The organism is uncultured Porphyromonas sp. (assembly GCF_934359325.1).
In the GTDB taxonomy this organism is placed as follows: Bacteria; Bacteroidota; Bacteroidia; order Bacteroidales; family Porphyromonadaceae; genus Porphyromonas_A.
Genome location: NZ_CAKRLH010000033.1, coordinates 1 through 12,282, shown reverse-complemented (window position 1 = coordinate 12,282; position 12,282 = coordinate 1). Strand labels below are relative to the sequence as shown.

The 12,282-nt window shown below is 56.6% G+C and carries 6 protein-coding genes; 1 reads left to right on the top strand and 5 read right to left on the bottom strand.

What is annotated here, in order from left to right; genetic code table 11:
* Positions 1 to 90: 90 nt before the first annotated feature.
* A complete protein-coding gene (locus Q0F21_RS02535; protein WP_297237095.1) occupies positions 91 to 1,308 on the top strand; it encodes a bifunctional 3,4-dihydroxy-2-butanone-4-phosphate synthase/GTP cyclohydrolase II in 1,218 nt (405 codons plus the stop codon).
* 547 nt (positions 1,309 to 1,855) lie between these two features.
* Here the strand turns inward: Q0F21_RS02535 and Q0F21_RS02530 are convergent.
* From Q0F21_RS02530 to Q0F21_RS02510, 5 genes are read right to left on the bottom strand one after another with little or no spacing between them, the layout of a single operon-like run.
* Positions 1,856 to 3,619, bottom strand: coding sequence for a hypothetical protein (locus Q0F21_RS02530; RefSeq protein WP_297237093.1), 1,764 nt, complete (start codon positions 3,617 to 3,619; stop codon positions 1,856 to 1,858).
* Between the two features lie 45 nt (positions 3,620 to 3,664).
* Positions 3,665 to 6,106, bottom strand: coding sequence for a hypothetical protein (locus Q0F21_RS02525; protein WP_297237091.1), 2,442 nt, complete (start codon positions 6,104 to 6,106; stop codon positions 3,665 to 3,667).
* Positions 6,107 to 6,122: 16 nt separating this feature from the next.
* A complete protein-coding gene (locus Q0F21_RS02520; protein WP_297237090.1) occupies positions 6,123 to 7,940 on the bottom strand; it encodes an Ig-like domain-containing protein in 1,818 nt (605 codons plus the stop codon).
* A gap of 14 nt (positions 7,941 to 7,954) precedes the next feature.
* Positions 7,955 to 9,490, bottom strand: coding sequence for a PL29 family lyase N-terminal domain-containing protein (locus Q0F21_RS02515; RefSeq protein ID WP_297237088.1), 1,536 nt, complete (start codon positions 9,488 to 9,490; stop codon positions 7,955 to 7,957).
* Between the two features lie 29 nt (positions 9,491 to 9,519).
* Positions 9,520 to 11,283, bottom strand: coding sequence for a C10 family peptidase (locus Q0F21_RS02510; RefSeq protein WP_297237086.1), 1,764 nt, complete (start codon positions 11,281 to 11,283; stop codon positions 9,520 to 9,522).
* Positions 11,284 to 12,282: the final 999 nt, after the last annotated feature.

Here is a 12,282-nt window from a genome sequence, read left to right as displayed (position 1 = left end):
GAGTGCAAGCACGTCCGGGACAATAATAATAAGGTGCGGGACGAGATCGCCCGCATCACCGAACATCGTAAATCACACTAAGTACTAAATATGAACGATACGATCAAACTCAACTCTATCGATGAGGCGCTGGAGGACCTGCGTCACGGTAAGCTCATCATCGTAGTCGATGATGAGGACCGGGAGAATGAGGGAGACCTCATCGGCGCCGCCGAGATGATGACCCCGGAGATCATCAATTTCATGATGCGCTACGGTCGCGGCGTGCTCTGCACCCCGATGACTGCCGAGCGCTGCGGTGAGCTGGAGCTGCCGATGCAGGTGGTGGATAACTCCTCCCCCCTCGGCACCCCCTTCACCGTCACTGTCGACCTCCTCGGTCACGGCGTCACCACAGGCGTATCCATGTCGGACCGCGCTGCCACCATCCGAGCCCTCGCCGACCCCTCACTCCGTCCCGATGACCTCGCCCGACCGGGTCATGTCAATCCTCTCCGTGCCCGCAACGAAGGGGTCCTCATCCGCGCCGGACATACCGAGGCGACGGTCGACCTCTGTCGTCTCGCCGGACTTCGTCCCGTGGGCTGCCTCATCGAGATTGTCAATGAGGACGGCACTATGGCCCGTCTGCCTCAGCTCCTCGTTTTTGCGAAGGAGCATGGGCTCAAGATCATCTCCATAGCCGACCTGATCAAGTATCGGATGAATAGTGAGAGCCTCGTCGAGGAGGGCGTGGAGGCGAAGCTGCCAACGAAGTACGGTGACTTCCGCGTCATCCCCTTCCGTCAGGTCAGCAACGGACTGGAGCACGTCGCGCTCGTCAAGGGCGAAGTCTCCGACGGTGCTCCGGTGCTGGTGCGCGTCCACAGCAGCTGCGCCACGGGCGATATCTTCGGCTCACTCCGCTGTGAGTGTGGCGAGCAGCTGCACCGTGCGATGGAGCAGGTGGAGAAGGAGGGTCGCGGTGCCATCGTTTACCTCAATCAGGAGGGCCGAGGCATCGGACTGATGGACAAGATCCACGCCTACAAGCTCCAGGAGGAGGGCATGGACACCGTCGAGGCCAATGTCCACCTCGGTCACCGTCCCGATGAGCGCGACTACGGCGTCGGCGCCGAGATCCTGAAGAAGCTCGGCATCCGCAAGATGCGCCTCATGACCAATAACCCAGTCAAGAGGGTCGGACTCGAGAGCTACGGCCTCGAGGTGGTGGAGCACGTCCCGATCGAGATCGCGCCGAATAAGTACAACGAGCGCTACCTCCGCACCAAGAAGGAGAAGATGGGTCAGGACCTCCACGAGGTCTAAGCAGAGACCCACCCAAAGGATTTACCCAAAGGGGCAGAGCCGGACTTCCTCCCGGCTCTGCCCCTTTTTTTTCGGTATGATACAAGAAGGGAGCGGAATGGGGAGGTGATATGGAAGAAATGGAGATCTCCATGAAAACGAAATAAACCGCCGTATGCCGAACGGCACGTACGGTGGTGTGAGAGGGCAAATATAGTACAGGGCTGATGCGTTTGAGTTTTACCCGACCCGCCCGATTCCGCATTCATCTCCTATGCCGGCAGGGATCCCCGGCGCCGGGGAGTTTCGTATCGAGCTGGATAGAGTTCGGTGAATTCTATTACCGGGTTTAGTGATCACTAAACCCGGTAATAGTGATGACTAATACCGGTATTAGTCCGAGGGCACAGGGCTGACGGACGGCTCTCAAGCACGACTGGTCCCGGCACCTATCACTCGGTGGTGTGCTGCGTGAGCCTGGCCGATCCTGGAAAGGCGTGCAAAAATGAAGAGGAGGCACCGACCGCTGTGGTCGATGCCTCCTCTTCTGTTAGGTGTGTCCTCGGGGTTACTCTTTGTCGTGAGTCACCGACCAGCCCTTGGTGGTGGCTATGGAGGTGTCAGCCTTGGCAGAGCCGGGATTGTCGGAGATGTCCAGGGTGAACATCCAGTTGGCAAGCTTCTGCTCGCCCTTATTGAGACTTCTCATAAAGTTCTCCAGAGGTGCTCTCTCCAGCTGATTGCCCTTGAGGCTGCCGATCCAGAGACCGTTGAAGATCGTCGGTGTGGTGATGGAGGTGAGTCCATTCTCCTCGAGGAATAGCACTGTCAAGTTAGCGGCGCTACTGATATCGATCGCCTTGAGACCCGGGTTGGCAGATATCATCACAGACTGCAGGGTCTTGCCATCGGTCGGCAGGGTGATGGTCTCTGTCCCATTGAAGACCCACTCCAACTCTTTCAGTCTCGTCAGGCCGGACAGATCGACGGACGTGATCTGACCATTGTAGACCACTAAGTTCTCGAGCGGGCTGTTGTCGCTGACCTCGAGGGAGGTGAGCCAATTCACCATCTCCCGCTTCTCATTGGACACACCGGAGACGGCAAAGCCGCTGATGTCCCCATGGATTGTGAGGGTGGTCTCCATTGGCTTATAGAGGGTCATATTATCCTCGCGGAGATCCTTCTGGAACTCTGTGATCGCCTCTCCGGGATCAAAGGTGCCGTTGGCATTGAGATCGATCCATGCGGTACTCTCAGCCTCCTGATTGCTCGGACTGATAGCGAGGTAGATCCCCTCGGCGGGGGCGGAATTGAGGGTAAACTTGATCGTCGGCAGATCGGTCGGCAACTCCTTGTCGAAGGGATCCGTCAGCCTCAGCTCCGTACCGCTCCACTCGGCGTAGAGGTTGTATGCCCTCCCCGGCTGCATGGCAGTGCGGGCGGGACGGGTATTGGTGGAGATGATCTCTCTCTGTCCCTCCGGATCGTATGCGACGAGACTTACCTCGGGAGTGCTCTCCGTAGTATTGGGGCAGAACCAGAAGCCTAAGTGCTGCGTCTCTTTCGGTGCGATCGTCACATCGGGGTAGGTGACGCGAGTCCTGTAGTAGACCGGCGCCTCAGTTAGGTCCATTATATTGAGATACGGGATCGGCGCATTGCCGGCAAAGGGCAGCGAGCCCTTGTGGTAAAACTCAGTGAACCCGTCTGTCGGACGGACTGCCATACCTGCGAGACGCCAGGGCTTGTCGGAGTTGTTCTTGAGCGTCACGACGGCGAGGGAGCCGAGGTGGACAAAGTCTGCCTTGATCTCCTCATCAAATACGGAGACCTCCTTAGTGCAGAAGTAGACCGGCACGTAGCCGTCCTTATTATTGGAGTACTCGGTCAGCTCGTAGAGCGGTCTGGCTCCCACGCCGACCATGAGTCGGCCGTTCTTGAGGAGCATGTCCTCCGCCACGATGCCGTAGAGGTCAAACGGCTTTTCCGCATCGATCCCCTTAGGCAGAGTGACCTCGAAGGTACAATACTCCCCCTCGGCCTCCAGTACCTCGACTCCGCGCTGGAGCCTTACCTTACTTCCCTGGACGAAGGCGATCTTGAGGTCAAACATCCCCTTATTCCACTTCAGTAGGATGCCCTTGCTATTGCGGTCCTTGATGATGGATCGGGTCTCCGGAGAGGGACCTGCGGTGACGCGCAGGGTGTAGGTCTGACCATCACTTGAGGGTGTCTCCTCGGGGGTATTGATCGACCTGTCCGTACAGGCTGACAGCGCCAGGATAAAGAGCGACAGCAGCAGGGAGAGGCTTATCTTTCTATTTATCATAGTCATATATATTGTTCGTTGTGAGGATAAAGACTCACCGGATCATTACCAGTCCTCGCCCTCCATATTGGGTCTGCGGGCGGGGTGGTTGCTGATGCTGTTGCGGGCATCGACTCTCCAGTTCTTGCTCCGTGCGATGGAGTACTTACCGGAGCCGGAGCCGGGGTTGTCTGCGATGAAGAGCTGACCGGGAGACTTGCCTGTGCGATCGGGGAGGTCGCTCAGCAGCTTGTTGATGGTCTCGGCAGTGAGCTGATTGTCGATGAGCTCGATGTACTTCAGACCCCTTGCTCCGGAGAGGTCTATCGTCTCAAGGTTATTGCCGGAGGCGATCAGTCGCTCCAGCTTGGTCATCTTGCTCAGGTCGACCTGCTTGCTGGTCCAGCCCCAGCCCTGGATATTGAGGTAGGTGAGGCCGGTCATCAGACCAAATCGGGGCACATCATACTTGTATTTCATCTCTCGTATCATCGAGCCGGAGTTCCCCAGGTCGAGGACCTTAAGACCTGCAGGATTGTACAGGAGGGGGAGTTCCTCGTTGTCCAGTAAGAAGAGCGTTGGATTGTCTGCCAGCAGGAGCGTCTCCAGCTTGGGGAAGAGTGCGGAGAGACACATCATGACCCCGGTGCCGGAGAGGTTGAGGTGCTTGAGCTCTCTATTAGCCGACTCTTCCTTCTCGGCAGCGCCGTAGTAGGAGCTGACATTGCCGTAGGAGACTGTGAGGGAGGTGATGTGTCCGTAGATGAAGAGCTGAGAGGTCTGAGGATAGACAAGGTTGGCAGCCGTGCCAAAGTTCTCGATCTTCTCCCCCTCGTCCAGCGTCCCGTTGCCATTGAGGTCAATCCAGATGTTGTCACGCTCTGCGGGATCGGCCTCCACGGAGAAGGCAAGGGTAAAGGGCGGGTTGCCTGAGAGCTCCATATAGTTCTGCGGCAGGTCGTTGCGTGCTATCGGTACGTCGACGCTCCAGCCCTTGCTGAGAGCCTTTTGAAGGTTGATCTCCACGTCCTCCTCAAGTCCCGGGTTTCCGGAGATTTGGAGCAGCAGGTGGTGCACTCCGTCGGGCTTCACTCCGGAACGGTCAGGGAGCTGATCGATGATCTTATTGATCACGGTCGCAGAAAGCTTATTGTAGCTCACATCCAGGTCGTAGAGCGAGGCGACGGGGCTGATCTCCACATCGGTCAGCTGCTGCTTGGAGAGCTGCAGATCCTCGAAGGCACCGCGGAAGGAGATCCTCGGCTGGGAGACGGTGTACTCCATGGCGCCGAAAGACTTCGTAATCGCTTCACCGGGATCCTTGACGTTATTATCATTAAGATCCACGTAGGCCGCATCACGACTGCTGTAGTCCAGGTAGGCAGAGACGGTGATGGGACTGCCCAGCGGGATATCCGTGGTGATGGTGACATACTGCGTCTTGCGCTCCTCCTTCTCCCGATCCAGGGCGACGATATGCTCGCCATCCCAGTAGCCGTAGCCGATGTAGGCGATACCACTCTTCATCGGTCCCTTGCGTGCCGGGATCAATCCCTCTGAGGTGACGGTGGAGGAGTAGGATCCTGCAGCGAGTGTCAGCTCAGGGATCTGTGTTAGGTCAGGTCGAGGCATTACCCAGGTCATGTAGAGACCGGTCTCTCCGGGTTCCAGTGCTTTGGCTCTGGACAGGAAGCTCTGGTAGGGCTTTGACTGAGCTAACTCCAGCACCTCTCCCGTCATCAGGTCGATGAAGGGGTACCTGGTCCCCACACCGGAGCGGTAGCCACCATTGTAGACGTAGTCTTTCTTCGTCCGTGTACCCGGCTCCGAGAAGGTGACGGGATCGCGGAAGGGCTTGTCGCTCCTATTCTCGAGGACGACCACCTCGTAGGCTCCGATGTGCTCAAAGTCTCCCTCCACCTTGGTCATATCGGTCTCGGCAGGGACGATCCCCTTGAGACGGAAGACCACAGGCGCATCGAAGTCCTCTATCCGGCATCCATTGTAGGATGAGGCGGGCATCAGCGCGAGCGCCCGACCCTTCAGCTCCGGGGAGAGGATATTCTCATCGAAGTGATCCTTGTCGTAGTAGACCATATTGGGTCCCTTGAAACTGCTCTGGTTGATGCCGTTGTAGCCCACGAGATCGATCGGCTTGCTTTGGTCAATCTCTGCGGGTAGGGTGACGCTGAGCGTTCCTACCTTGCCGTCCTCTGAGAGCGTGGCGAAGGGAACCTCTCCGATCTCGAAGAGCTTGCCATCCTGAGAGGCAAAGAGCAGGATTTTGTCATCAGCCTTAAAGCGAACGAGGAAGTCCTTCGAGTCCTCCATCTGAGACATCACGGCACGGAGAGAGGGATCCTCCCCGGGGGCATTCACCTTGATCGTCAGTGCGGATCCGTCCGAGGTGTCTGTACCTGCGGGGCGGAAGCTCTCCTGCTTGCAGCCTGTGAGAGCCAGCAGGATGGGGAGCAGGGACAGTAGTCCTGCATATATTCTTTTATTCATAGTCATGGGAAGAGGATTATAGTTCGACACCGGGGACATCTGGTACTCCCTTCGTCTTCTCTACAGTGATGGTGCAGGTAGCTGTCTTGCCGTTAGTCGTCTTGACGGTGATGGTTACTTCGCCGGGGGCGACACCGGTCACCCGTCCGTCTGTTACTATGGCTTTGTCAGAGTCGGAGGAGGTCCACTCCAGCTTCTGGTCGGTTGCGCCCGATGGCTCGATGGTGGCCGTGAGCTGCAGCGACTTCCCTACCTTGATCGTAGCCTCGGTCTTGTCGAGCGAGATAGCGGTCACCTCGATCACCTCGTCAGAGACGGTGACGACTAAGGTCACTGTGACGCCACTGGCGGCAGTACCGGTGATGGTGGCGGTGCCGGCTCCCTTGGCAGTCACTCGGCCGTTGGCATCCACTGTAGCCACGTCGGGGTCAGAGGAGCTCCAGGAGATGTGTGTGTTGGTCGCGTCTGCCGGCTCGATCGTCGGCTTGAGATCCATCGTCCCTCCGATGGTCATCGATGCTTCCGTTGCGGGGAGGTTGATCTTAGTCACGGGGATCTCCTCCACCGTCACTGTAGCCTTTGTGGTCAGACCATTGGCGGTCTTTGCGGTAATCTCAGCGGTGCCGACCTTGACACCTGTTACCACACCGTCTGAGACCGTTGCCACCGTCTCATCGGAGGAGCTCCAGGTGACATTCTTATTGGAGGCGTCCGCCGGCTCGATCGTGGGCGTGAGGGTTGCCTTCTTACCCACCTTGATCGTCAGCTCGCTTTGGTCGAGTGTGATGGCGGTTGGCTCGATGGTCGTCACCTCACCGATGGTCACCTTGGTGCCATCCCATGAGCCGGAGACCGCATAAGCCTTGCCGATCTCCATAGGGAAGTCCTTGGCAGCGATCTTCTGATCGGACACTACCCAGTCATAGCCATTCTTGTAGGCAAGCTCCATCTCGGGCAGGGTTACCTTGGCATTGGGCACGTACCAGGAGACTAAGGTAACGGAAGCACCCGGCTCGAGTTTTCCAGTGCTAGCGAAGCGCATAGATGGCTTTGTGTCCTTGCTGTAGAAGAGCTCGCCGGTGGTGAGGTTGATGTACGGATATTTCATGCCGAAATCGGTCATGTCGAGCTGGCTGTCGTAAGCCCATTTCCTCGTCATTCCGTACTTGGAGCGTCCCTTCTGGGAGAGGCCAACCCTTGGCTCGATGGCGGTATCAGAGTTGTTGGTGAAGAAGATCACTTCGTAACATCCGAAGTGCTTAAACTTCACAAACCTCTCGGTCCGCTCAGTCTCCGATGGGATAATCCCCTTCTCGTGAAACATAACCGGAGCTGAGAACTTGTCCAGCTCAATCGGTCCATAGGGCATCCCGTTGATAAGGATCTTGTCACCCTCGATCAGCATATATGATCTCCTCACTTCCGTGCCACTCTTGTACCCAAAGTCGGCCGGCCCATCGTAGGCGATGAGGTCGATCGGTTTGGTCTCATCGACGCCCGCAGGGAGCTCAAAGGTGAGGGTGGCACGCTTGCCGCCCTCCTCCACGCTGGCAAAGCCGACGTTGGCGAGGTCGTAGAGCTTGCCGTCCTGCCAGACGAAGAGAGCAATGTCGTCATCCTCCTTGAAGGTCGCCTTGAGCACCGGGTCTCCTGCCTCTCCCGACAGGTGGGCGCGGAGTGAAGGGTCGGCGTCAGGAGCGACGACGGTGAGGGACATCGTGTACCCTCCTGTGGCATCTGTATTGTCCGGCTCCGGCATCTGCGCTCTCTGCTGACACGAAGCCAGTGCAAGGAGCAGTAGTGCGGTAAAGATATAGGATATATTTTGTCTCATAATAGTGTATTCATTTAGAGCCCAACAACCGGTACATCGTCAATGGAGGTCTCGCCTACGACAGTCACTGTGCAGGTTGCCTTGACCGAGGGGTCGGACTTCGAGGCGACAGTGATGGTGACGGTGCCGGCTTTGACACCGGTCACTACGCCCTGAGCGTCCACGGTGGCGATGGTCTCGTTGGAGGTGCTCCAGACGAGTTCCTTGTTAGTTGCGTTGGTAGGCTCGATGGTGCAGGTGAGGGTCAGCGTCTTCCCTACGGAAACTTCGGCCGAGCTCTCGGATAGGGTCAGCTTGGTCACAGCGATGGCGCTGCTCTTGACGGTAATGGTGCAGGTCGCCTTGATCTCCGGCTGTCCTTTGACAGAAACGGTGATGGTGGCGGTGCCGGCCTTGACGGCAGTGACGATGCCGTCCTCATCCACGGTGGCGATATCGGTATTGTCCGATGCCCACGTAACTCCCTGTGTCGTGGCATCACTCGGCTCCAGCTTGTAGAAGAGCTCAAGTGTCTCTCCCTCATCCAGCTCTGCGGAGGTCTTGGTGAGCCGGATCCCTGTGGCGGGGACGACCTTGGGCGCCTTGGGCAGGACAAAGGTCTTACCGTTGTAGACGATCGTCACGCTCTCGTCATCCTCCGTGATCTGGAGATCAGCAGTGGTCGCTCTTGCCTTCACCTTTTGCCCATTGACATCAAGGACAGACTGCCAGGTGGTGCCATTGTCGAGGCTCACCTCCCAGTAGCCGTCTGCATCGACACGCAGCTGAGGCGTGATGCCATCAGCTCCGTCGTTTCCGTCTGCACCGGGGAGACCTGGTGTCCCGGGCTCTCCCTTCTCACCCTGCGCCTTGACCTTCTTGCCGTCGGCATCAAGTAGCGGCTTCCAGGTGGTGCCATTGTCGATGCTCACCTCCCAGTAGCCATCGGTACTTACCCGTACCTGCGGGGTGATCCCGTCAGCACCATCGTTTCCGTCCGCGCCGGGGAGACCGGGCTCTCCGGGCTCTCCCTTCTCACCCTTTGCTTTGACCTTCTTGCCATCGGCATCGAGGATCGGCTTCCAGGTGGCACCGTTATCGATGCTCACCTCCCAGTAACCGTCGGCACTTACCCGCACCTGCGGGGTGATGCCATCCGCTCCGGGATCTCCCTTGGGACCCTTGGCGGGGATCGGATTCCCCGTTGCATCGTGTACGATCTTACCGTCGATCGCCCAGTAGAGGACACCATCCTCCTCGATCATGCTGATCTGTGGCATCTTGCCGGAGCGGACGACGATCTCCTCGCCATCGCTCATCACGAGCACATATCCTGAGCCGTCCTCCAGCTTGCGGTAGTCCTTGACCGCCATGTTTTTGCTCTGCGCATCGATGAGCTTCTGCAGAGCGGAGATGCTCTCGTTGGCTGACTTTACCAGTCCCTCCACCTTGGTCATCCGTCCCTCCAGATCCTTGACCCGATTGTCGAGGTCAGTGAGATCCGTACAGCCGGCGAGGATCAGTCCCGCTATGGCTGCGACGGCTGTGATTATATACTGTCGCTTATTCATACTCATTAGTTATATATAGCGAGACTTGGTCACTTAATCTCGATGAAGTAGTCCTCCACCTCTCCGGCTATCAGTCCGTTTGTATTGGGGTTAGTTGCCCAGAAGTCGCCCTCTCCCTTTCCCTCGTACTCCTTGTCGTCGTCGAGGATAATGCGGAGGCGATGGATGCCCTTGGCGGCAGTTGCCGGGATAGTGTAGGTGGTTGCGAATTTGCCGAACGAGACTTTCCCCAGATGGACTTTCTCGTCCAGGTCATTGTACACTTTGCCCTCCTTTGTCTTGTTCTTGTAGAATACTCCGTTGTCATTGTAGTCAATGTAGATACCGACGACGGGGGAGGTAAAGAAATTGGTATGCTCGGTCTCGATCTCTATCTCGAGCTTCTCACCGGCGGTTGCCGAGATGAGTCGGTCACTCATATTGTATAGTGAGTAGCCGTCAGCCGCCGAGGGATTGCTCATACCATTGATCCTCACATATCCCATGAAGAGGTCGAGCGGCTCAAAGACCGTCACACCGGAGTAGGACACACCATTGACTATCATGGTTGCCTCGTCCTCATCGATCTGCTCGTCATCCTCCTCCAGGTCTTTGCCGTCAGTGTCCTTGCCCGGGATGCTGGCCGGAGGAGCGATGTTGATCACGATGTCGCGGTTCTTATTGTACCCGCCACCAGTGCCGCCACCGGTGCCGAGGGCATCGGGGTTGAGGGCGTTGAGCTTAAACCAGCCGTTGGAAATGCCGCTCCAGCCCCAATTGAAGTGGAAGAGATCATCAGAGGTGTATCCATCGCAGACAAACGAGTGACCACCACCGCTCCCGGTTCCACCATGGAGTACCGGACGTCCGGCATCGAGCTCGCTCTTGATGATAGAGGCCCAGAGGTATCCTGCCTCCTGCTCCGTGACGCGAAGGATGTCCTTAGAGTAGCCGTAGTGGCGGATCAGTGCGGGTACCACCTTGTCATGTGTCGTCCCGCTGCCCTGAGGGGCAAAGTTCATGTCTATCGCCACTGCCAGACCGTACATAAAGCGTGCGATGGTCTGATTGGGCCTGGCCTGTATCTCATCATCGGGAGTGCCATTTGGCGCAGCCGGCATGTCGTTCCAGTCGAGGTGGTAGTTGTAGTCGTGGGAGAGGTAGCCGTAGAGATTGCTCATATAGCCGTGGGTGCCGACAGCGCGGTCAGGATACCGCCAGTAGCGCATGATCTGAGCAGTGGCGGTGGCGACGCATCCGGTCGGCGTGTGTCCGGGGGTCATGCCATTGAATGGCATCCCCTGATCCCACAGGATATCCCCGAGGAGTGGCTTTACTACGGTGTTGTCTGGATCGACGTCAGATCGAGTGTTTACAGGCTTGACGTCCTGAGAGCGCGCCGCATTGATCTGCTCCGCATAGAGGTCGAGCATCATCCGGAGACCGCATGGCAGATTGTTCGGGTCGATCTTGCCACTCTCGGAGTACCCTAGCAGCGGGTAGGCGCGCTCAGTGGCGGCTACGATGACGTAGCCGCTCTTCTCACCGGCAAAGAGGTAGTACGCCGGCTGATACTCTCTCTCTCTCTCTCCGATGCTACGCATTTCGGGGACGCTCTTGTCTGTCGCTAAGAGGTGCAGCTCCCCCTTGATCGGGAGTGCGGCCGCAATCTCTTCGGCTCTCTCTTCAGAGATGAAGTAGTCATCCTTGACTAGTTCGGGAGCTGTCTTCTCCGGCTCCTGCACGTTGCTCCTATTGGAGCAGCTACAGAGAAGCCCGGCTAAGATCAGCCAGAACAGGTGTCTTTTCTTCATAAGTGGTTTGGTTTAAAAGTTAAAACCGACCATGGAGACCAAGGCTGAAATTGTCCCCACGATTAGTTCGGAGACAAATGTAAGTATAATTTAACTACTGCCTAATATGGCAAACTACAGGGATATTGATTCTTTTTTAGAGAGTGGAGATGGGCAAGCCAATTTAGAGTGTATGAGGCGGATGATGATCTATGAGGCTGCGATGTCCCGGCTGATTTGCGACGGATCCTAAAGCTGTGTTGCGGTTTGTCCGCTCGTATTTTCGGGATTGGTTTTACGACGTCGGGCTAATTTTTTATTTTGATTATTGTATTCCTTGGGGATGAGAGGAAAAGGGGGTGGCTGCTTCGAGGAGATGGTTAGGGGACAGGAGCGTCCCCGCACTGGGGGAAATCTATTACCGGTAATAGTGATGACTAATAGCGGTAATAGAGTTCACTAATACCGGTAATAGTGCTAGGCCTGATGGGAGTGGGGTCTCTGCTCCTGTCTCGGGTAGGGGAGTATTGCGGAGGGGTGGATTTCTTTTGGGCTGACTGTCAGGGTTGTGTGAGGATTCTTTGAGGAATTTCCGAGACAAGACTTGCGGGGAATGAGAAAAGTTGTACCTTTGCACTCGCAAAGCCGAGAGGGGTACGCTCCTGAGGCTCCGGCAGAGGTCGGGGTGAGCGGGTCGCAGAAAAGAAATTTTCCGGTCGCTTGCAGGAATGAAAAACTTTCGTACCTTTGCACTCACATCACCGCCCGAGGGGCGGGAGATGCTGAAAACAGAGATCATAGACATAAAGATAAGACAAGGGCATCGCCCTTCTTAGAGATAAGGAGTAAGCGATGTGAATTGTGTAAGTACAAGACAGGAAAACAAGTAGTATACCAGTTTTCACGATGGGACAGTAATAGTGTCACTTCGTCTGAGACCTAGAGAGATACAACTTGGGTGAAAGTTTAAGTGACGATATATATACGTCAACGTACGAAACCAATAAAGCGAAGAGCAAC